General features: G+C 66.1%; 22 protein-coding genes. 10 read left to right on the top strand and 12 right to left on the bottom strand.

Translation table 11 applies throughout. From position 1 onward, the window contains the following. Positions 1-62 precede the first annotated feature (62 nt). Positions 63-677, top strand: a complete 615-nt coding sequence (locus tag GR316_RS05645; RefSeq protein WP_249218821.1) for an extensin-like domain-containing protein — start codon at positions 63-65, stop codon at positions 675-677. Here GR316_RS05645 and GR316_RS05640 read toward each other — a convergent pair. The 3 genes from GR316_RS05640 to GR316_RS05630 all read right to left on the bottom strand — a co-directional run bounded on the left by GR316_RS05640 (position 674) and on the right by GR316_RS05630 (position 4,009). Next, on the bottom strand, positions 674-2,221 hold the full coding sequence (locus GR316_RS05640; RefSeq protein ID WP_211785030.1) for a peptidoglycan -binding protein: 1,548 nt from the start codon (positions 2,219-2,221) through the stop codon (positions 674-676). The two genes, GR316_RS05645 and GR316_RS05640, sit on opposite strands and share 4 nt — an antisense overlap. Further along, positions 2,221-3,423, bottom strand: a complete 1,203-nt coding sequence (locus GR316_RS05635) for a biopolymer transporter ExbB (RefSeq protein ID WP_249218820.1) — start codon at positions 3,421-3,423, stop codon at positions 2,221-2,223. Before GR316_RS05635 ends, GR316_RS05640 begins: the two co-directional genes overlap by 1 nt. A 61-nt stretch (positions 3,424-3,484) precedes the next feature. Beyond that, the gene (locus GR316_RS05630; RefSeq protein ID WP_211785029.1) at positions 3,485-4,009 is read right to left on the bottom strand and encodes a gamma-glutamylcyclotransferase; all 525 of its coding nucleotides are present in this window, start codon (positions 4,007-4,009) and stop codon (positions 3,485-3,487) included. 62 nt (positions 4,010-4,071) lie between these two features. On the opposite strand from GR316_RS05630, the gene GR316_RS05625 reads away from it, so the two are divergent. After that, entirely contained in the window at positions 4,072-5,010 is a 939-nt protein-coding gene (locus GR316_RS05625) for a DUF2125 domain-containing protein (RefSeq protein ID WP_211785028.1), read from the top strand. A 42-nt stretch (positions 5,011-5,052) separates the two neighbouring features. On the opposite strand, the gene clpA is transcribed toward GR316_RS05625, so the two are convergent. Further along, positions 5,053-7,374, bottom strand: a complete 2,322-nt coding sequence (gene clpA / locus GR316_RS05620; protein WP_211785027.1) for an ATP-dependent Clp protease ATP-binding subunit ClpA — start codon at positions 7,372-7,374, stop codon at positions 5,053-5,055. A 163-nt stretch (positions 7,375-7,537) separates the two neighbouring features. Beyond that, positions 7,538-8,299 (bottom strand): hydroxyacylglutathione hydrolase, encoded by a 762-nt coding sequence (gene gloB, locus GR316_RS05615; RefSeq protein WP_211785026.1) that lies wholly within the window; start codon positions 8,297-8,299, stop codon positions 7,538-7,540. A gap of 64 nt (positions 8,300-8,363) precedes the next feature. Between gloB and GR316_RS05610 the strand changes: the two genes are divergently transcribed. From GR316_RS05610 to GR316_RS05580, 7 genes are all read left to right on the top strand, one after another. Further along, positions 8,364-9,122 carry a class I SAM-dependent methyltransferase gene (locus tag GR316_RS05610; protein WP_211785025.1) on the top strand — a complete coding sequence of 253 codons (759 nt, stop codon included), beginning with the start codon at positions 8,364-8,366 and terminating at the stop codon, positions 9,120-9,122. A gap of 202 nt (positions 9,123-9,324) precedes the next feature. After that, positions 9,325-9,885 (top strand): F0F1 ATP synthase subunit delta, encoded by a 561-nt coding sequence (locus GR316_RS05605; RefSeq protein ID WP_211785024.1) that lies wholly within the window; start codon positions 9,325-9,327, stop codon positions 9,883-9,885. Further along, positions 9,885-11,423 (top strand): F0F1 ATP synthase subunit alpha, encoded by a 1,539-nt coding sequence (gene atpA / locus GR316_RS05600; protein WP_211785023.1) that lies wholly within the window; start codon positions 9,885-9,887, stop codon positions 11,421-11,423. The genes GR316_RS05605 and atpA overlap by 1 nt, the downstream gene beginning before the upstream one ends. 22 nt (positions 11,424-11,445) lie before the next feature. Next, a complete protein-coding gene (locus GR316_RS05595; RefSeq protein ID WP_211785022.1) occupies positions 11,446-12,315 on the top strand; it encodes a F0F1 ATP synthase subunit gamma in 870 nt (289 codons plus the stop codon). 19 nt (positions 12,316-12,334) lie between these two features. Next, positions 12,335-13,762, top strand: coding sequence for a F0F1 ATP synthase subunit beta (gene atpD / locus GR316_RS05590; RefSeq protein ID WP_211785021.1), 1,428 nt, complete (start codon positions 12,335-12,337; stop codon positions 13,760-13,762). Between the two features lie 9 nt (positions 13,763-13,771). After that, a complete protein-coding gene (locus GR316_RS05585) occupies positions 13,772-14,170 on the top strand; it encodes a F0F1 ATP synthase subunit epsilon (RefSeq protein ID WP_211785020.1) in 399 nt (132 codons plus the stop codon). Between the two features lie 97 nt (positions 14,171-14,267). Continuing rightward, a complete protein-coding gene (locus GR316_RS05580) occupies positions 14,268-14,621 on the top strand; it encodes an H-type lectin domain-containing protein (RefSeq protein ID WP_211785019.1) in 354 nt (117 codons plus the stop codon). Between the two features lie 2 nt (positions 14,622-14,623). Here the strand turns inward: GR316_RS05580 and GR316_RS05575 are convergent, their stop codons facing one another. The 6 genes from GR316_RS05575 to GR316_RS05550 all read right to left on the bottom strand — a co-directional run bounded on the left by GR316_RS05575 (position 14,624) and on the right by GR316_RS05550 (position 19,968). Next, a complete protein-coding gene (locus GR316_RS05575; RefSeq protein WP_211785018.1) occupies positions 14,624-15,640 on the bottom strand; it encodes a ribose-phosphate pyrophosphokinase in 1,017 nt (338 codons plus the stop codon). Between the two features lie 65 nt (positions 15,641-15,705). Then, the gene (locus GR316_RS05570) at positions 15,706-16,743 is read right to left on the bottom strand and encodes a threonine aldolase family protein (RefSeq protein WP_211785017.1); all 1,038 of its coding nucleotides are present in this window, start codon (positions 16,741-16,743) and stop codon (positions 15,706-15,708) included. Next, the gene (locus GR316_RS05565; protein WP_211785120.1) at positions 16,743-17,186 is read right to left on the bottom strand and encodes a YcgN family cysteine cluster protein; all 444 of its coding nucleotides are present in this window, start codon (positions 17,184-17,186) and stop codon (positions 16,743-16,745) included. The genes GR316_RS05570 and GR316_RS05565 overlap by 1 nt, the downstream gene beginning before the upstream one ends. Positions 17,187-17,220: 34 nt before the next feature. Beyond that, positions 17,221-18,144 carry a bifunctional riboflavin kinase/FAD synthetase gene (locus GR316_RS05560; protein ID WP_211785119.1) on the bottom strand — a complete coding sequence of 308 codons (924 nt, stop codon included), beginning with the start codon at positions 18,142-18,144 and terminating at the stop codon, positions 17,221-17,223. 22 nt (positions 18,145-18,166) lie between these two features. After that, positions 18,167-19,054 carry a TIGR01459 family HAD-type hydrolase gene (locus GR316_RS05555; RefSeq protein WP_211785016.1) on the bottom strand — a complete coding sequence of 296 codons (888 nt, stop codon included), beginning with the start codon at positions 19,052-19,054 and terminating at the stop codon, positions 18,167-18,169. Then, a complete protein-coding gene (locus GR316_RS05550; protein WP_211785015.1) occupies positions 19,054-19,968 on the bottom strand; it encodes a manganese-dependent inorganic pyrophosphatase in 915 nt (304 codons plus the stop codon). Before GR316_RS05550 ends, GR316_RS05555 begins: the two co-directional genes overlap by 1 nt. A 207-nt stretch (positions 19,969-20,175) precedes the next feature. On the opposite strand from GR316_RS05550, the gene GR316_RS05545 reads away from it, so the two are divergent. After that, positions 20,176-20,364, top strand: a complete 189-nt coding sequence (locus GR316_RS05545) for a hypothetical protein (RefSeq protein WP_211785014.1) — start codon at positions 20,176-20,178, stop codon at positions 20,362-20,364. On the opposite strand, the gene GR316_RS05540 is transcribed toward GR316_RS05545, so the two are convergent. Further along, a complete protein-coding gene (locus GR316_RS05540) occupies positions 20,361-21,335 on the bottom strand; it encodes a TraB/GumN family protein (protein ID WP_211785013.1) in 975 nt (324 codons plus the stop codon). The genes GR316_RS05545 and GR316_RS05540 overlap by 4 nt on opposite strands. Between the last annotated feature and the right edge of the window lie 121 nt (positions 21,336-21,456).

Raw genomic sequence — 21,456 nt, 5'->3', positions numbered from 1 at the left:
TCGTCCTTGTGCTTCTGTCCGGCCCGGCATTCGCCGCGCCGCCCGAAGCATCACCCCGCCCCATGACCCGGCCCGCTGCGGCGGATGTCGTATCGAGCGGGACCGCTCCGCAAAGTTCCCCCCTGCCGCGGGCGCGCAAGGGCAGCCCGTCGCCCAAGGCATCGGGGGCGATCTGCGGCGCGGCGGGGCTGACGGGGCGTCATCTGGCGCCCGTCACCTCGCGCCAGCAGGGCTGCGGCATTGCCGATCCGGTGCAGATCGTCGCCGTGCAGGGGGTGAAGCTGTCGCTGCCGTTGACGATGGATTGCTCGATCGCGCGGGCGCTGAACGAATGGGTCGGAACGGTGCTGCAACCCAATTTCGGGGGGCAGGTGCGGCGGCTGGATGTGGCAGGGGCCTATGCCTGCCGCGGGCGCAACAACATCGACGGTGCCAAGATCAGCGAGCATGGCAAGGGCCGTGCGGTGGATGTCGCGGGCCTGACGATGACGGACGGTCGCAGCATCACCGTCGCGCGGGACTGGAACCGGGGGCGGGACGGGCAGAAGATGACGCAGAGCTACAAGGCAGGCTGCGGCATCTTCGGCACGACGCTCGGTCCGGGCTCCGACGGCTATCACGAGGATCACATGCATTTCGACATGCCCTCGGACCGCCGAAGCCCGTACTGCCATTAACGCTCCGTCAGCTTCAACTCGATCCGGCGGTTCTGGGCGCGCGCCTCGGCGGTGTTGCCGGTGGCGACGGGCTGATACTGCCCGAAGCCGGTGGCGGCCAGATGGTCCGGCGGGAATCCGAGGTCGTTCTGCAGGAAGCGCACCACCGACAGCGCGCGCGCTTGGCTCAGCTCCCAGTTGTCGCTGAACGCGCCGTTGCCGGACAGAGGTTGATCGTCGGTGAAGCCGTCCACGCGCAGGATCCAGTTCAGATCGCTCGGGATGTCGCTTGCGATGTCGCGCAGGCTGACGGCGACATCGGCGATCTGCCGACGGCCTTCCTCCGACAGATCGGCGGAGCCGACATTGAACAGCACCTCCGAGGAGAAGACGAACCGGTCCCCCACGACGCGCACGCCGTCACGCCCCTGAAGGATCTGGCTGAGCCGCCCGAAGAATTCCGAACGATAGCGCGCCAACTGCTCGGTCTCCGATTGCAGGCGGATGCGTTCGGCTTCTTCCAGTTCGGCGCGGCGGCGCTGCTCTTCGGCGGCGCGGGCAAGGGCAACGTTCAGCCGGTTGCCGAGATCGTCGATCGTGGCGTCCTTTGCGTCCGCCGTCGCGCCCTGCACGTTGAGCGTCTGCTGCAATGCCGCAAGCTGGGCCCGCAGTTCGGCCACCTGCGCGTTCAGCGCGGCCGTCTGACGTTCGGCATCGGTCGCCTTCACGCGTTCGGCGGCCAGCGCGGCTTCGGCCGTCGCCAGCAGTGTCGCCTTGCGGTCGGCGCCCTGCGCGGCCTCGGTCTTGGCAGCGGCGAGAAGGGTCAGCGTTTCCTCGGCGCGGCGGCGCTGCTCCTCGAGGTTGAGGCTCATGGCCGTGAGTTCGGCCTGACTGTTCTGAAGGCGGGCATGAAGCGCCTCGGCGGCGGCGCTGTCCACGATCTGCTGCTGCTCGGCCTCGGTCAGGGCGGCCTGCGCCTCGGTCGCGGCCTGCTCGCTCGCTTCGGTGCGGGCGCGCAGATCGGCCACCAGCGCCTCGATCGCGTCGCGGCGGGCGGCGGCCAGACGGGCGGCTTCGGTCTGTGCGTCGATCTCGTCCCTCGCGGTGGCAAGGGCGAGGTTCAGCTGTTCCTGCTGGCTGAGCGCCGTGTCGCGGGCCTTGGCCAGATCCGCCGCCTGCGCCTGCAGATCGTTGCGCGACGCGATGAGCGAGGCGACCTGATCCTCGAAGCTGGCGATGCGCGTCGTCGCATCGTCCAGCCGCGCCGTCAGCGTTGCAGCAAGCTGCGCCTGCCGCGCGGCCTCGCTCTGCGCGTCGGAGACCTGACCCGTCAGTTCGGCGTTGCGGCGCTGCTCCAGCCCCAGACGGTCGGACAGCATCGACATCTCGTCGCTGAGCCGGTCAAGCTCCGAACCCTGCGAGGTGATCGTCTCGCGCAGGACCGATTGCACGACGAGGAAGATCGTCAGCACGAACATCAGCACCAGCAGCAGCGCGGTCATCGCATCGACGAAACCGGGCCAGATCTGGGATTCGCGCGGGCGAGTGCGGCGCGACAGGGCCATCAGATCTCACCCTTGGCGGCCTGACGCAGCGTGCTCGTCAGTTGGGCGAGGTCGGCGCGCAACTCGGCCACGGCTTCTTGGCGGCCGACGGCCAGTTCCTCCAGAAGGCGCAAAAGCTGCGAGTCGATGGAGCGCAGGCGCGCGCGGTATTCGGCATCCGCATGGGGCGCGTCCTTGGCGGCCGACACCTCCATCGCGTCGGCCATGCGGGCTTGCCCTTCGGCGATGCGGGTCAGCGCGGCGGTCTGGGCATCGGCCATGCGGGCATGGGCGTCGTCCTGCTCGGTGCTGCGGTGCAGCAGTCCTTCGATCGCATGGGCCAACTGGCCCGCGCGGTCATCGCTGGCGCGGCGCACGGCTTCGGATTCGGCGAAGAGATCGCGCAGCTCGTCCATCTGCTGGCTCATCATGTCCAGAACGCCCGCGACGCCCGCATCGTCGCCATCGGCAAAACCAAGCCGGGTGATCGAGGACAGCCACTCCTCCAGCTCCTGATGGAAGCGGGTCTGCGAGTGCGAGGCAAAGAGCGCCAGCAGCCCCACCACGAGCGAGCCTGCAAGCCCCAGAAGCGAGGAAGAGAAGGCTGTGCCCATCCCGCCCAACTGGTTCTGCAGGCCGGTCATCAGCGTGCCGAGGATCTCGGTCCCCGAGGTCTGCACCCCGTCCTGCGGGGCAAGGCTGCGGATCGTGTCCACCAGCGCCGGAACGGTGGTCGCAAGCCCGTAGAAGGTGCCGAGAAGGCCAAGGAAGATCAGCAGGCTGGAGAGATAATGGCTCACCTCGCGCGATTCATCGAGGCGCGCGCCCGCGGAATCGAGGATCGAGCGGGCCGAGCTTGCCGAAATGCGGCTGCTGGCCGAGCGGGAGCGCAGCATGTTGGCCAGAGGCAGCAGCATGCCGGGCGGTTCGGATTGCACGCCCTTGCGCTGCACGAAGGCCTCGATCCATGTGACGGACTGCATCAGGCGGATGACGCTGGCAAAGCAGGTGGCGACGCCGATCACGAAGACCAGCGCGATGAATCCGTTCAGCCATTTCTTGGCAAGGAACAGCGGCCACAGATGGGCCCATGCGAAGGCGACGCCGGCCATCACCAGCAGCACGACCAGCGCCATGACCACGAGCTGACGCAGCGGCTGGGTGAATACTTTTTCCGGCCGGGTGATCGGTCCGGGGCGGAGGGCGGTAAGAGGTCTGTCCACGGCGCGCCTGCTGTCTGGTTTTCCTCGCCACATTAGGGGCATGGACCGCGCCTGCCAACCGTCAAGGCGAGATATCGCGTACGCGGCGGTCAAGTTCGTGCAGATCGGGATCGGGGATGCCCAGATCGTCGAGGTGACGCACCGTATTCGCAAGGTAATCGCGGTTCGGCCCGCGCTCCCCCTGCGCCCGCGCGATGATCTGCGCCTGCGTCTCCGCGTCGTGGCGGCAGTACTGCACATGGCCCGGATCGATCACATAGGTCAGCGCCGTCACCGCAGGATCGGCAAGGGGCAGGCGCATTTCCAGATAGGCGCTGGACACCAGTTCCCTCTCCCGCAGGGCGGCGAGGGCGGCATCCTCGGCGCCCTCGGCCACGAGGAAGGCCACGCCGTGACAGAAGTGCCCCTCCGCACGATCCAGCGCAAGGACGAGGCCCGGCGCGTCGGGCGTGCCCCGATAATGGACCGAGGCCATGCAGAAGCTGCGCTGCCAGCCGTCCAGCCGTGCCAGAACCCGCCGCTCCACCGGGAAGCAGGGATCCCAGATCAGCGAGCCGTAGCCGAAGACCCAAAGCCGCTCTGTCATCTGCTGGCCCTTTCCCGATGCCGCCGTTATGGCTTGGCTAAACATCGACAAGGGCAAGTGCAATGCGGACGATACTGGGCATCATCGTGGTGGCGGCGCTCGCCTTTTGCGGCTGGTGGTTCGTCGGCGCGAAGATGTTCCGCGGCGGCGTGGAACATTGGCTGGCGGCGCAAGAGGCCTCGGGCCGCAGCGCCGCCGTGGAGGGGATGACCGTTTCGGGCTTCCCGCTGACCTTCCGGGCGACCTCGGGGCAGGTGGCGATCTTCGATCCGAAATCGGGCTGGGGCTGGCAGGCCCCGGCGGCGGAGGTATCGATGCCGGCATGGTGGCCGCTTCGGGTGACCGTCTCGTTGCCGGAACGTCAGGTGCTGGAAACGCCCGCCGGGCAGATCGATCTGAACGCCGCCGAGGCCGAGGGCCATGTCCGTCTTTCGACCGATCTTGCGCCGGTCGCGGCCCGTGCGGCCACCGGCGCCGTGACGGCGAGCATGGCGATGGGCGAGCTGACGGCGAGCGGCATCCGCGCGACATCGGACCGCGTGTCGGCCCGGTCGCATCATTTGACGCTGCAGGCGGACGGGCTGGCGCTGACCTCGGACATCATCGATCTGGACGATGGCAGCCTGAGCATGGACGCCACCGCCACATTGGCCGAGCGGATCGACGATCTGCCCGATGCCGTCGCCGTGCCGATCGATGAGATCACCCTGAGCAGCTTCGATCTGCGCTTCGGCAAGATGGCCGTCACCGGGTCGGGCCATATCCTCGCGGATGCGCGGGGATTCGCGGCCGGTGATCTGACCCTGCGGCTGGAGAATTGGCCCGATGCGCTGGATACCGCCGTGGCCGCCGGGGTCATCCCGGCGAACCGGGTGGATATGCTGGAAGGCGCATTCCGCATGATGGCCGCCGACGGCACGCTGGAACTGCCGCTGATCCTGTCGGGCGGGGAGGTGCGCTTCGGCCCGCTGCCCCTCGGCCCCGCGCCACGCCTGCGCTGACGGACAAGAAAAAGGCCCGCCGTGATGGCGGGCCTTTTCGTCTCATTCGGCGGTCAGCAGGGGCGGGCGCTGATTGGTCAGCCGCCCTTTCTGCTCGTCGATCTCCAATTCGATCTTGTCGTCCTTCATGACGACCTTGACCACGCCGCCCTTCGTCAGGCGACCGAACAGAAGCTCCTCGGCCAGAGGCTTCTTGATGTTCTCTTGGATCACGCGGCCGAGCGGGCGTGCGCCCATCCGGTCGTCATACCCTTTGTCACCCAGCCAACGGGCGGCCTCCGGCGTCAGTTCGATATGGACGTTGCGATCCATGAGCTGCGCTTCGAGTTGCAGCACGAACTTCTCCACCACCTGCAGGATCACGTCCTTCGGCAGCGGCGCGAAGGAGATGACGGCATCGAGACGGTTGCGGAACTCCGGCGTGAAGGTCCGCTCGATCGCGGCGGTATCCTCGCCGGTGCGGCGGTCGCGGCCAAAGCCGATCGCGGCCTTCTGCATGTCCGACGCGCCCGCGTTCGAGGTCATGATCAGGATCACGTTGCGGAAATCCACCTGCCGGCCGTTATGGTCCGTCAGTTTGCCGTGATCCATGACCTGCAACAGGATGTTGTAGACATCCGGGTGCGCCTTCTCGATCTCGTCCAGCAGCAGCACGCAATGGGGGTGCTGGTCCACGCCGTCGGTCAGCATGCCGCCCTGATCGAAGCCGACATAGCCCGGAGGCGCACCGATCAGCCGCGAGACGGCGTGCTTCTCCATGTATTCCGACATGTCGAAGCGCAGCAGTTCCACACCCAGCGTCGAGGCGAGCTGCTTGGCCACCTCGGTCTTGCCGACGCCCGTGGGGCCAGCAAAGAGGTAGTTGCCGATCGGCTTTTCAGGCTCGCGAAGCCCGGCACGCGCCAGCTTGATCGCCGAGGCCAGCGCCGTGATCGCCGCGTCCTGTCCGAAGACCACACGCTTCAGCGTCGGTTCCAGATCGCGCAGCACCTCCGCATCGTCCTTAGAGACGTTCTTCGGGGGGATGCGGGCGATCTTGGCGACCACCGTTTCGATCTCCTTCACGCCGATCGTCTTGCGGCGTTTGGAATCGGCCAGCAGGTGCTGGGCCGCACCGGCCTCATCGATCACGTCGATCGCCGAATCCGGCAGCTTGCGGTCGTTGATGTAGCGCGAGGCAAGCTCCACCGCCGTCTTGATCGCATCGCTGGTATAGCGGATGTCGTGGTGATCCTCGAAATGCGGCTTCAGACCCATCAGGATCTTGATCGCATCGGGCAGCGACGGCTCGTTCACGTCGATCTTCTGGAACCGGCGCGACAGGGCGCGGTCCTTTTCGAAGTGCTGACGGAACTCCTTATAGGTGGTGGAGCCCATGGTCCGCAGCTTGCCGCCCGCCAGCGCGGGTTTCAGCAGGTTCGAAGCATCCATCGCCCCGCCCGAGGTGGCACCCGCACCGATTACGGTGTGAATCTCGTCGATGAAGAGGACCGCGTTCGGGTGCTCCTCCATTTCCTTCACGACGGCCTTGAGACGTTCTTCGAAATCGCCGCGATACCGGGTTCCGGCCAGCAGCGCCCCCATGTCGAGGCTGTAGATCGTCGCCCGTGCCAGAATGTCCGGCACCTGATTGTTGATGATCTTCCATGCAAGGCCTTCGGCGATGGCCGTCTTGCCCACGCCCGGATCGCCCACCAGCAACGGGTTGTTCTTGCGGCGGCGGCAAAGGACCTGAATGCAGCGCTCCACCTCGGCCTCGCGGCCGATCAGCGGGTCCACATCGCCCTTGCGGGCCTTCACGTTCAGATCGACGCAGTATTTCGACAGCGCCGATTCCTTGGCCTCTCCGGCTTCGGCCTTCGGGGTTTCGTGATGAAGCCCCTCTTCGGCGCCGGAGACATCGCGCTGCTCGCCGTATTCGGGGTTCTTGGCCACGCCATGGGCGATGAAGTTCACCGCATCATAGCGCGTCATGTCCTGCTCTTGCAGGAAATAGGCGGCGTTGGATTCGCGCTCGGCAAAGATGGCGACCAGCACGTTCGCGCCCGTCACCTCGGTCCGGCCGGAGCTTTGGACATGGATCGCCGCGCGTTGGATCACGCGTTGGAAGGCGGCGGTCGGCACCGCTTCGGAACCTTCGACGGTCGTCACCAGCGTCGCGAGGTCGTCGTCGATGAAATCGACGAGGGTCTTGCGCAGCTCGTCCGTATCGACGGCGCAGGCCTTCATGACCCGCGAGGCATCCGGTTCGTCCAGCAGGGCAAGCAGCAGATGTTCGAGTGTGGCGAGTTCGTGGCGGCGGGCGTTCGCAAGCGCCAGGGCGCCGTGGATGGCTTGCTCAAGAGTGTTGGAAAACGATGGCACGGTGGGGTGCTCCTGTTCTTGCGGGTCGGGGCCGAAGCCGGACGACCGTTGCCTCTTACCCATAGAAGATCGGGTATTGGGCCCGCGCTTCAAGAGGGAATATCGTTCTTGCTGCCTTTCACATCATTTGGCAGCAAATCGTGAACTCCGCCGCGAGCGGCGCCTAGAAATTGTCCTTCCGTGCGCGGATCTCGGCGAAGACGGCGGCATCGTCCGCATCCGGCATGCCGAGAGCTGCCTTCAGCAAAGCGGGGCGAAGGAAGGGGTTGGTGGACAGTTCTTCGTCCAGACGGGACGGGACGGTGGGGCGCCCTTCGCTCCGGGCCGCGTCCACCGCTTCGATACGGGAGATAAGAGCGGGATTTTCCGGTTCAAGAGTTGCGGCGAAGCGCAGGTTCGACTGGGTGTATTCGTGGCCCGAGCAGATCCGCGTGTCGGCGGGCAGGGCCGCCAGCTTCTGAAGGCTGTGCCACATCTGCGCGGGAGAGCCTTCGAACAGCCGCCCGCAGCCGCCCGCCATTAGGCTGTCGCCCGTGAAGGCCAGCCCCGCCTCCCGCATGACGAAGGCGATATGGCCGACCGTGTGCCCCGGCACATCCAGCACCTCGACCGAGGTGTCCAGCACATCCAGCCGGTCGCCTTCGCGCAGGGCGATGTCGAGCGGGGGCAGGCGGTGCGTATCAGCGGCCGCGCCCACCACGGTGGCACCCGTGGCGGCGCGCAGCTTGGCCACGCCCTCCACATGGTCGTCGTGATGGTGTGTCAGCAGGATATGCGTCAGATCCCATTCCCGCGCCGACAGCACCGCAAGGATCGGGTTCGCCTCGGGGACATCGACGCAGATCGCGCGGCGGTGTTCGGCGTCGAAGGCCAGAAAGGCATAGTTGTCGCGCAGGCAGGGAATCGTCAGAAGGTCGATCGTCATGGCTTTTCCTTCGGTCGAGGACTAGGGTTCCAACGATCATCGCCACCAAAACGGTCCCTTCGCAATGTATCTCGATGTCTTGGATCTGCGGAACTTCTATTACCGCACGCAGCTGGGCCGCGTGGCGCAGCGCGCGATCCGCGACCGCGTGACCGAGATCTGGCCCGAGGCGCAGGGCCAGACGGTCGTGGGCTTCGGCTTTGCGGTGCCGCTGCTGCGCCCCTACCTTCAGGATGCGCGCCGCGTGATCGGGGTGATGCCTGCGCCGCAAGGGGTCATGCCATGGCCCGCCGGGATGGAGAACGTCTCCGTTCTGGCCGAAGAGACGAATTGGCCGCTGGAGACGGGGATGGCCGACAAGCTGGTCGTCCTGCACGGGCTGGAGCCGTCGGACCAGCAGGCCGCCCTGCTGGAGGAGTGCTGGCGCGTGATGGGGCCGGGCGCGCGGGCGCTGTTCATCGTGCCGAACCGGTCCGGCCTTTGGGCGCGCAGCGAGCGTACGCCCTTCGGCTTCGGGCGTCCCTATTCCACCAACCAGCTGGAGGCGCAGTTGCGCCGTCACAACTTCGTTCCCGAACGGGCGCAGCGGGCGCTGTTCTCGCCGCCCTCGCACAAGCGGTTCTGGCTGCGCACGTCGGGGATGTGGGAGCGGGTGGGGCGGCGGATGACGCCGTGGCTGGCCGGCGGCGTGGTCATGGTGGAGGTGTCCAAACAGGTCTATGCCCCGCGCAAGCCCGGACTGAAGGCCGCCGTCACCCGGCCCTTGCGCGTGCTGGAGGGGGTGGCCGCACCGGCCCAGCTTCCGGCACCTCGACACTGGTGAGATGCTCTGCGACATGTTGCCACAACTAGGCCGCCGATGGTATGGAGGGGGCCGGAAATGCGCCTCCGGCCGCGGCTTCACAGTTGCGGCACCGGGATGCCTCTGCTATTCGACTGCCAGCTTGTGTGCACGATGATTGTGCGCATGTGAAAGCCCCGCAACGGCCGCGCCCTGGCGGGGGCAGAACATCGAAAGGGTTGAAGTGTCTGAACCGGCCTCGATTTCCACTGGCATCGCGACACGCTACGCGACCGCAGTTTTCGAACTGGCGAAGGATGCCAACTCCGTCAACACGCTTGAATCCAATCTGGACGCGCTGGACGCGGCGCTGGACAGCAGCGCCGATCTGCGGGACCTGATCGCCTCCCCGGTCTATTCGCGGGCCGACCAGCAGGCGGGCATCCGCGCGGTCGGTCAGGCGATGGGCCTGTCGGAGCTTATGGTGAACAGCCTGTCGGTGATGGCGGCCAAGCGGCGCCTGTTCGCCCTGCCGCGCATGATCGCGGCGCTGCGCGCGATGATCGCCGACGATCGGGGTGAAGTGCTGGCCGAGGTGACCTCGGCGCAGGCGCTGACGCCGGATCAGGCCGCGAAGCTTTCGGCGACGCTGAAGGCGAAGGCCGGCAAGGACGTGAAACTCAAAACCGCCGTGGACGAGTCGCTGATCGGCGGTCTTGTCGTGAAGCTCGGTTCGACGATGATCGACACTTCGGTCCGTTCGAAGCTCGCGGCTCTCAAGAATGCTATGAAAGAGGTTGGATAATGGCAATCCAGGCTGCTGAGATCTCTGCGATCCTCAAGGAGCAGATCAAGAACTTCGGTCAGGATGCCGAAGTGGCCGAGATCGGCCGCGTGCTGTCGGTCGGCGACGGGATTGCCCGCGTGCACGGTCTGGACAAGGTCCAGGCCGGCGAGATGGTCGAATTCCCCGGCGGCATCCGCGGCATGGCCCTGAACCTCGAGGTCGACAATGTCGGCATCGTGATCTTCGGGTCCGATAGCGGCATCAAGGAAGGCGACACGGTCAAGCGCACGAACTCCATCGTGGACGTTCCGGTGGGCGACGCGCTGCTGGGCCGCGTGGTTGACGCGCTGGGCAACCCGCTGGACGGCAAAGGTCCGATCGCCGCGACCGAGCGCCGCGTGGCCGACGTGAAGGCTCCGGGCATCATCCCGCGCAAGGGCGTGCACGAGCCGATGGCGACGGGCATCAAATCGGTGGACGCGATGATCCCCGTGGGCCGCGGCCAGCGCGAGTTGATCATCGGCGACCGCCAGACCGGCAAGACCGCGATCGCGCTCGACACGATCCTGAACCAGAAGTCCTACAACGAGGCGGCCGGTTCGGACGAATCGAAGAAGCTCTACTGCGTCTATGTCGCGATCGGGCAGAAGCGTTCGACCGTCGCGCAGCTCGTGAAGAAGCTCGAGGAAACCGGTGCCATGGCCTATTCTATGGTCATCGCCGCCACGGCGTCGGACCCGGCGCCGATGCAGTACCTCGCCCCCTATGCCGCGACGGCGATGGCGGAATACTTCCGCGACAACGGCCGCCACGCGCTGATCGTCTATGATGACCTGTCCAAACAGGCCGTCGCCTACCGTCAGATGTCGCTGCTGCTGCGCCGTCCGCCGGGCCGCGAAGCCTATCCGGGCGACGTGTTCTACCTCCACTCCCGCCTGCTGGAGCGTTCGGCCAAGCTGAACGCCGATTTCGGCTCGGGCTCGCTGACGGCGCTGCCGATCATCGAAACGCAGGGCGGCGACGTGTCGGCCTTCATCCCGACCAACGTGATCTCGATCACCGACGGTCAGATCTTCCTCGAAACGGAACTGTTCTATCAGGGCATCCGTCCGGCGGTGAACACGGGTCTGTCCGTGTCGCGTGTCGGCTCTTCGGCGCAGACGGATGCGATGAAATCGGTCGCCGGCTCCATGAAGCTGGAACTGGCGCAGTACCGCGAGATGGCGGCCTTTGCGCAGTTCGGTTCGGACCTCGACCCGGCGACGCAGCAGCTGCTGAACCGCGGCGCGCGCCTGACCGAGCTGATGAAGCAGCCGCAATACGCGCCGCTGACCAATGCCGAGATCGTTTGCGTCATCTTCGCGGGCATCAAAGGCTATACCGACAAGATCGCGGTGAAGGACGTGACGCGCTTCGAGGCGGAACTTCTGTCGTACCTGCGGAACCAGAAACGGGACCTGCTGGACGACATCACCAACAATGACCGCAAGGTGAAGGGTGAGCTGGAAGAGAAGATCCGCGCAGCCCTGGACGCTTTCGCCAAAGACTTCGCCTGAGGGCGGGGCAGGGAGATAACGCATGCCCAGCCTTAAGGACCTGAAAAATCGGATCGGAAGCGTCAAGAACACGCGGAAGATCACGAAGGCGATGCAGATGGTCGCCGCCGCGAAACTGCGCCGTGCGCAGGACTCGGCGGAGGCTGCGCGCCCCTATGCCGAACGGATGAACGCCGTGATGGGCGGGCTCGCCGGCTCGGTGCAGGGCACGGATGGCGCGCCGCGTCTCCTGTCCGGCACGGGGCGGGACGCCGTGCACCTTCTGGTCGTGATGACGGCGGAGCGCGGTCTCTGCGGTGGCTTCAACTCCTCGATCGTGCGCAAGGCGCGCCAGCGTCTGACGGCGCTGCTGGCCGAGGGCAAGACGGTGAAGATCCTGACCGTCGGCAAGAAGGGCCGCGAGCAGCTTCGCCGCGATTTCGCCCATCTGTTCGTCGGTCATGTGGACCTGTCGGATGCCAAGAAGCTGAACTACACCCACGCGCAGCACATCGCGCGCGAGGTGCTGTCGCGCTTCGACGGCGAGGAGTTCGACGTTGCGACGATCTTCTACGCCCGCTTCGTGTCGGTCATCAGTCAGGTGCCGACGGCGCAGCAGGTGATCCCGGCCGTCTTCCCCGCCACCGGCGAGGAGCGGACGGATTACGACTACGAGCCGTCGGAAGCGGAGATCCTTGCGGATCTGCTGCCGCGCGGTGTGGCGACGCAGATCTTCACGGCACTTCTGGAAAATGCCGCGTCCGAGCAGGGCGCGCGGATGAGCGCGATGGACAACGCGACCCGCAACGCGGGCGAGATGATCAACGACCTGACGATCGAGTACAACCGGACCCGTCAGGCCGCGATCACCAAAGAGCTTATCGAAATCATCTCGGGCGCCGAGGCGCTCTGATCCCGAACGGAGAAACGACATGGCTGAAGCAGCACAAGGAAAGGTGACGCAAGTCATCGGCGCCGTCGTGGACGTGCAGTTCGAGGGCGGCCTGCCCGCGATCCTCAACGCGCTGACGACGGAAAACAACGGCAAGACGCTGGTTCTGGAAACCGCCCAGCATCTGGGTGAGAACACCGTCCGCGCAATCGCCATGGACTCCACCGAAGGGCTGGTCCGCGGCGCGCCGGTCACCGACATGGGCGCGCCGATCACCGTCCCGGTGGGCGATGCCACGCTCGGCCGCATCCTGAACGTCATCGGCGAGCCGATCGACGAAGCCGGTCCGGTCGCCGCCGTGGAAACCCGCTCGATTCACCAGCCCGCCCCGGACTTCGATCAGCAGGCCACCACGTCCGAGATCCTCGTGACGGGCATCAAGGTCATCGACCTGCTGGCCCCCTATGCCAAGGGCGGCAAGATCGGCCTCTTCGGCGGCGCCGGTGTGGGCAAGACGGTTCTGATCATGGAACTGATCAACAACATCGCCAAGGTGCACTCGGGCTATTCCGTGTTCGCCGGCGTGGGTGAACGGACGCGTGAGGGGAACGACCTCTATCACGAGATGATCGAATCGGGCGTCATCAAGCCGGACAATCTTGCGGAATCCAAAGTGGCGCTGGTCTATGGCCAGATGAACGAGCCTCCGGGCGCGCGTGCGCGCATCGCGCTGACCGGCCTGACGCTGGCCGAGCAGTTCCGCGACACCTCGGGTTCGGACGTGCTGTTCTTCGTGGACAACATCTTCCGCTTCACGCAGGCCGGTTCGGAAGTGTCGGCGCTGCTGGGCCGCATCCCGTCCGCCGTGGGTTACCAGCCGACGCTGGCGACCGACATGGGCGCGCTGCAGGAACGCATCACCTCGACGAAGAAGGGCTCCATCACCTCGGTGCAGGCCATCTACGTTCCGGCCGACGACCTGACCGACCCGGCACCGGCCACGTCCTTCGCGCACCTCGATGCGACGACGACGCTGAGCCGCGCGATCTCGGAGCTGGGGATCTACCCGGCGGTCGACCCGCTCGACTCGACCTCGCGTCTGATGGACCCGCAGATCGTCGGCGAAGAGCACTACAAGGTCGCCCGCGACGTGCAGGGCATCCTTCAGCGCTACAAGTCGCTTCAGGACATCATCGCCATCCTCGGGATGGACGAGCTGTCGGAAGAGGACAAGCTGACGGTGGCCCGCGCCCGCAAGATCCAGCGCTTCCTGTCGCAGCCTTTCGACGTGGCGAAGATCTTCACCGGCGCGGACGGCAAGCAGGTTCCGCTGGAAGACACGATCGCCTCGTTCAAGGCGGTGGTCGCGGGTGAATACGATCACCTTCCGGAAGCGGCCTTCTACATGGTCGGCGGCATCGAGGAAGTGAAGGCGAAAGCCGAGAAGCTTGCCAAGGCGGCGGCGTAAGGGGACGACATGGCCGATACCCTGCAATTCGACCTCGTGACCCCGGAACGGAAGCTCGCTTCCGTTCCCGCGACCGAGGTGATGATCCCGGGGGCCGAGGGTGACATGACGGTGATGGCGGGCCATGCGCCCACGATCACTACGCTGCGCCCCGGCATCCTCAAGGCCATCGGTCCGCAGGGTCATCTGACCTTCGCCGTGACGGGTGGCTTTGCCGAAGCGTCCGGTCCGTCGCTCTCGGTGCTGGCCGAACAGGCCATCCCGGTCGATGAGACGAGCGCGAACATCTTCGACGAGCTGGTGGCCGAGGCCCGCAGCCTTGCCGAAGTGGCGCTGCCCGAAGACAAGGCGCTGGCCGATAAGAAGGTCGCCGATCTGATCGCGCTGCGCGCGTCGGCCGGTTACTGATCCAGCCCCAGTTAAGCAAGTTGCAAGGCCCCGCATCGCGGGGCCTTTCCCTTTTCGTTCAGGTCAGTATCCTTCGCCGCACGAAAAGCAGGACCAGATGAAATATCTCAACTCCGCAACCATCGGCGTAACGAACGGCTCTCAGGTGCTGTTCTCCGATTTCTCGAATGACGGCCCCATGTGGACGGGGACAGGCCCGCGTGAAATGCGGCAGGCCGTCAGCTTCCCCGAGGCGTTCACGGCGGACCCGACCGTGACCGTTTCCATCTCCATGTGGGATGTGGCGCAAGAAACGGCGCTGCGGGCCGACATCTGTGCCGAAAACATCAGCCGCTGGGGCTTCGATCTGGTGTTTCGAACCTGGTCCGACACGCGGGTCGCGCGCGTCCGGGCCGACTGGATGGCAATCGGCCCGGTGATGTCGGAAGACGACTGGGACGTCGACGGCTGAGATCAGCGCGAATAGAGGCCCTCGTAGATCGGCACCAACGTGTCCGTCTCGAAGAGGGAGGAGACGCTGGTCCCGTTCCATGTGTTCAGAATCGCTTGGGCGAACATCGGGGCGGTCGGCACGATGCGGATGTTGTCGCAGGCGCGCACCGCATCCGTCGGCTCGATGGAATCGGTGATGACGAGCGTCTTCATGACCGATTTCGACACACGCTCCACCGCGGGGCCGGACAGGACGCCGTGGGTGATATAGGCGTGGACTTCGGTCGCGCCATTCTCCACCAGCACCTCGGCGGCCTTGCAGAGCGTCCCGGCCGTGTCGCAGATGTCGTCCACGATGATGCAGGTCTTGCCGGACACATCGCCGATGACCTTCATCTCCGCGATCTCACCGGCCTTTTCGCGGCGCTTGTCCACGATGGCGAGCGGGGCGTTGATGCGCTTGGCGATCTCGCGCGCGCGGGCGACGCCGCCCACATCCGGCGAGATGATCATCACGTCATCCATCTGGTTCTTGAAGTGATGCTCGATATCCAGCGCGAAGATCGGCGCGGAATAGAGGTTGTCCACCGGGATGTCGAAGAAGCCCTGAATCTGCGCGGCATGCAGATCGAGCGTCAGGATGCGATCCACCCCCGCCTCCACCAGAAGGTTCGCCACCAGCTTGGCCGAGATGGGTGTGCGGGCCTTGGCGCGGCGGTCTTGGCGGGCATAGCCGAAATAGGGGATCACCGCCGTGATGCGATCGGCCGAAGAGCGGCGCAGCGCATCCGTGATGATCAGCAGTTCCATCAGGTTGTCGTTGGCCGGGTTCGAGGTCGGCTGGATCACGAACATGTCCTCACCCCGGACATTCTCGTAGACCTCCACGAAGATCTCCTGATCGTTGAACCGTTCGACGCGGGCATCGACAAGGCTCACGGCCATGCCGCGATGCACCGCCATGCGGCGGGCGATCGATTTGGCAAGCGTCAGGTTGGCATTGCCGGAAATCAGCTTCGGCTCGGTGAGGGCGGGCATGGGACTATCCTTGGCAGCGGAATCTTCCGCACCGCATAGCACCCAATGCCCGTGTCGTGAACGCCTTATCCCCGCAGGTGTGACAGGAAAGCGTCAACCTCGGCGTCGCTGGTGGACCACGATGTGACCAGCCGCGCCCCGAGTTCCGACCCGCCCGCCAGTTCCGCGAGGTTGTAATAGGTGGCCCCGGCGGCCGTTGCGCGGGCATGGCCCTCGGCGGGGAATTCGGCGAAGAGCATGTTCGCTTCCACCGGATGCATCAGGCGCCCGCCGGGCAGGGCGGCGATGCCATCCGCAAGCCGCGCGGCGGCACGGTTGGCGCGCTTGGCAAGGTCCAGCCACAGATCATCCGCCAGATAGGCCTGCATCTGTGCCGAAAGATACCGATGCTTGGAAAAGAGCTGCGCGCCCCGCTTTCGGCGGAACTCGAACTCCTGCGCCTTGGCGGGATCGAAGAGGATCACCGCCTCGACGCCCATCAGCCCGTTCTTGGTGCCGCCGAAGGACAGCACATCCACCCCGGCCTTCCACGTCATCTCGGCCGGTGTGGCCCCGCTGGAGACGAGGGCATTGGCGAAACGCGCGCCGTCCATATGAACCGACAGGCCCGCACCCTTCGCAAGGCCTGCCAGCTGCGCAACCTGATCGGGGGAATAGACGGTGCCCATCTCGGTCGTGTTGGTCAGGGTCAGGGCGGCGGGCTGGGCATTGTGCACGGCCGCCGGCAGCAGACGCGCGAGCGCCTCTTTCAGCGCCTCCGGGTCGATCCGTCCGCCATCGCCCGGCACCGTCAGCAGCTTGCCGCCATTCATGAACGCCTCGGGGGCGTTGCATTCATCGACCTGCACATGCGCCGTGTCGTGGCACAGGACCGCGCCCCAAGGCGGGCAGAGGCAGGCCAGCGACAGCACATTCGCCGCCGTGCCCGTGGAGACGAGATAGACCGCCGCCTCCGGCGCCTCGAACACCTCGCGCAGGCGGGCGCGCACGCCCGTCATGACCGTATCGTTGCCATAGGGCATCTCGTAGCCGTCATTGGCACGGGCGAGGGCGTCAATCACCTGCGGCGGGACAGCCGAGGCGTTGTCGGAGGCGAAGAACATCAGGGGGTCTCCTCGATCAGGTAATCTTCCCAGTCCTCCTCGGATACCTGATATTCGGGAACGGTCCAGCCCCTGACGGAGGCTTTGGCCCGGTGAATCGCCTCGCGGTCGCCGGTCAGCAGGTGGTGCCAATCGGGCAGGGGCTTGCCTTCGTGCAGGCGGCGATAGGCGCAGGTGCGGGGCAGCCAATAGGCGACCTCGGGCAGTTTCGCCGGGGTCAGCTGCACGCAATCGGGAACGTAATTGCGGCGCGTCTCGTATTTGCTGCAGAAACAGCTTTCCCCGTCCAGCAGCTTGCAGGCCACACGGGTGAAGGCGATCTCGTTCGTATCCTCGAACTCGATCTTGTTCAGGCAGCATTTGCCGCAGCCGTCGCACAACGCTTCCCATTCCTGGGGCGTCATGTCCTTCAGCTTCACAGTGTCCCAGAATCTTTCGCGCATCATCGGTCCCAGATGGGGGTTGCGGCGACGGTTGTCAAAGGGCCGCGAGCAGGCCGCGCGCCCGGTCGCAATCGGCATCCATCTGCGCGATCAGCGCCGGCAGACCGTCGAAGCGTTGTTCGGGGCGCAGATAGTCCACGAATGCGACCGACAGATGCTGCCCATAGAGATCGCCGGAGAAATCGAACAGGAACGTCTCGAGGTTCGGGACATCGCCGTCGAACATCGGGCGCACCCCAAGGCTGGCGGCCCCGCGATAGCGCCCGGCCTGCGGCCCCGTCAGCACATCCACCAGCACGGCATAGACGCCAAAGCGCGGCAGGTGCAGCCCCCGCAGCGCCATGTTCGCCGTGGGATAGCCCAGAACGCGGCCCCGTTTGTCGCCGTGCAGCACCTCCCCCTCGATCCGGTGCCAATGGCCGAGCATGGCCGCCGCCGCACGCGGATCGCCTTCGGACAGCGCGGTACGGATCGCGGTGGAGGAGATTTGCCGCCCCGCAAGGCCCACGAGTTCGGCGATGGTCACATCGAACCCGCAATCGCGGCCCAATGCGGCCAGCGTCACGGCATCGCCCGCCCGGCCCGCGCCGAACCGGAAATCGCGCCCTATGACGACATGCGTCACGCCCAGCCCTTCGGCCAGCACTTCGCGGGCAAAGGCTTCGGGCGTCAGCCCCGCCAGTTCCGGCCCGAAGGGCAGTTCATAGAGGTGATCGACCCCCAGCTTGGCGATGCGGTTGGCCCGCGCCTCGGCGTTCATCAGCCGGAACGGGGCAAGGTCAGGGGCGAAGACCTCGCGCGGATGCGGTTCGAACGTCACGATCCCGAGGGGCGCGGCGGTGCGGGCCAGATCCAGCACCGCCTGATGGCCAAGATGCAGGCCGTCGAAGTTGCCCATCGCGACCGAAGCGCCGCGCGCCCCGGCCGGAATGTTCCGCCAATCCCTGTGGATCGTCATCGTCATATCGCCGCCGTCCCCTTCAGCGCAGATGGCCGATCGCATAGGTCGGATCAAGCGTCTGCTCGATCAGCCAGCGTTCCAGCAGCGTCGCGTCGGGATTGGCGGTGTCGTCGCCGAAATGGCCCGCCGCAAGGCCCGAGGTGATGAAGAGCGAATCGAGCCCCTCGTTCACGCCGCCCTGCACATCCGTCAGGATGCCGTCGCCGACGCACAGCGTCTCGGCGGGGGCGACATCCGCGATGGCGGCAAGACGGCGGCGCGCCAGATCGTAGATCGGCGGGTGCGGCTTGCCGAGATAGAGGCTGTCGCCGCCCATCCGGTCATAGGCCTGCGCGATGGCCCCGGCGCAAAAGACGCGCGTCGTGCCGATATCGACCTCGATGTCGGGATTGGCGCACAAAAGGCGCAGCCCGCGCGCCTTTACCTGATCCAGAATCTCGGCATAGTCGGCGGGCGTTTCCACCGTCTCGTCGAAGAGGCCGGTGCAGACGATGCCCTCGGCCTCCTCCAGCGGGACGCGCGCGATGGGCGGGCGTTCCTCGGCGACGGTGCGCAGATCGGACGAGAGTTCGGCAAAGAACGTCTCGTCCTTGGGGGCGCCGATATGGAACACCTTGGTGCCCACCGCCCCGGTCAGCATCGCATATTGCGCCGCATCGCCCGAGGTTGCGATATCATCCCACGCATCGCGCGGCACGCCCAGCATATCGAGCTGCGCCGCAACACCCGCACCGGGGCGCGGAGAGTTGGAGACGAGGATCACCACGCCCCCGCGCTTGCGGAACGCCTGAAGCGCCGCAACCGCGTCGGGGAAGGGGGCCAGCCCGTCATGCAGGCAGCCCCAGATGTCGCAAAAGAGCGCGCGGTACTGGCCAAGCTCGGCCAAGCTGTCGATGACGCGGGCCATCAGACGGCCAGAACCGGGATGATCTGTTTCTTGCGGCTCATCACGCCGGGCAGCACGACGGTGTCGCCCTTGGCCGTGACGCCGAAGCTCTTTTCCGCGATGGTGCGGACCAGATCGTTCGGGATGATCAGCGTCGCTTCCTCGTTCAGGATGTCCACGATGAACAGCAGGACCTGATCGGCGCCCTTGTCGGCCGCGACGCCGGGCATGGCGGCGATCAGCGCGTCCTTGCGGGACAAGATCTGCGCGGGGGAGGTGGTTTCCAAGACGGAGATGCGAAGCTCCTTGCCGCCGACCTCGTAGGCCTTGGAATCCATCGTCAGCAGCGCGGCTTCGGAATAGGCGGACACGTCGGATTTCGCCGCGAACATCTCGGCCGCGAAGGCGCTGATGTCCACGCGCAGGTGGCGGGCCAGATCCTCGGCCACGGCGCGGTCATGCGGGGTGGTGGTCGGGCTGCGGAATTCCAGCGTGTCGGACAGGATGCAGGACAGCATCAGGCCCTTGATCTGGTTCGGCGCCTTTTCGACGGCGCTGCCCATCAGATCGTACATGATCGTGGCCGTGCAGGCGAGCGGGCGGATCGTGATGTCGATCGGCGTCTTGGTGTGCAGCCCGCCGATCAGCAGGTGGTGGTCGATGATCGCGGTGATCGAGGCATCGGCGATGTTGGCGGGCAGTTCGGCGGGGTTGTTGGTGTCGACGATCACGACCTCGTCGCCTGCGGCCAGATCCAGCATCTGCGGCTGCTCGACGCCCCAATGCTTCAGCACGAAGGCGGCCTCGGTGTTGGGGGTGCCCAGAAGGAACGGCCGCGCGGGTGTTCCCTGAATCTCCGACAGGTACCAGGCCCAGACGATCGCGGAGGCCGCGGAGTCGGTGTCGGGGGATGTGTGGCCGAAGACCTTGATCATGATGTGCTTCCCTCGGATTGGCGTTGAGCATGGTATAGGGCGGCCCCGCGCGGATGTCACGTCGCGCAGATCTGCCTGTTTGCCGTGCATCGGCGGAATGGCGTATGCGCAGGATGCATGGCGGGACTGTCGCATCTGGCGTTGTCCCGAGGGGGTGGTGGGCGCATCTATGATCCAACGCCACATGATGCAGAACAGGATGATCTCATGAACACCGCTGCCGCCACGCTCGCCGCCGCTTCCCCGCTGAACCTGCTGTCGCGTATCGAAGCCGCTTGCCACATGTTCGCCGCCGCCGCCCGCGTCGCCTTCGCGTTCGAAGCGCGTCGCAATCCCGAAGTGGGCGACCTCGCCGTGCTGGGCATCAACCCGGCTGCGGTTCCGAACGCCGCCTAATCAAGGCGGGTCAGGGTGAAGCCGGCCCGGTGCATCAGGGCCAGCACACCGTGATCCCCAGATAGATGCAAGGCGCCGAAGGCTGCGAGAACCGCACCTTCGGCGCTGTGCGTTTCGAGGACCGGCACCCAAGCGCGGTTGCGCTGCGACAAAAGCCGCTCCTCCATCTGCGCATAATCGCGGTCCGTTTCGGTTTGCGGGCGCGGATCGGTGCCGAAGAGGCGCAGATACTCCCACATACGCCGGGAATCGGCCGCGAAATAGGCATCCGCCAGCGTGACAGCTTGATCGGCGGAGGCCGGTTCATCGGGCAGGGCAAGGCGGATCATGTCCAATTGCTCGGCCTGCGATTGATCGGCGAAGAGGGTCAGCAGGGTGTCATAAGGCTCCAGCGCCGTGATGGGGATGTCCTGCGCCTTGGCCATGTCGATCAGGCGATGGTCCAGCCCCTCGGCGGCGTCCGGCCCCATCGCGCAAGGCGCAATCCCCAGCAGCATCGCGGCGTACCACGGCCGCATCCGCGCCGCCGCATCGCCGGTGACGCCCCGCGCGGCCAGCGCACGGGTCAGGGCGTCGCCTTCGTCCGGGGGGAGGCTGTCGGCAAGGGCTGGGGCATCGGCCGGGGTCATGATCGCCTCGGGATGGGTGCGCAGATGCGCGGCGAGGCGGGCTTCCTCCTCGGGGCCGGCCTCCACCAGAAGGCGCGTGGCGCGGGACAGAAGCGGCGCGATCCGCTGCAAGGCCGCCTCGGTGCGCGGATCGCCAAGGTGATAGGTCCCGACCAGCCAGACCGTGCTGTTCCCGCGCGTCGCCCGCCAAAGATTGCCTTGGGCATAGGGCACGCGGGCCGTCGCGGCATCGAGCTCTGCCCGCGCATCGGCCCCCAAGGCGTCGATCAGGTTGCGCCCTTCGCACATGGCGTTGGCCGCCGTGGCAAAGCAGAGGAACAGTCCGGCAAGCATGGCTTTCATGGCGCGCAGGCTTGCACGCATCTCGTTCCCCCCGCCACAAAAATTTCGTCTTGCGGGGCGTTGACACCTCGGCCCGGCCTGCATAACTCTGCTGCCGTTAGCACTCCCATGAGGTGAGTGC

The organism is Falsirhodobacter algicola (genome assembly GCF_018279165.1).
Lineage (GTDB): Bacteria > Pseudomonadota > Alphaproteobacteria > Rhodobacterales > Rhodobacteraceae > Falsirhodobacter > Falsirhodobacter algicola.
This window is presented reverse-complemented; position numbering and strand designations above follow the sequence as displayed.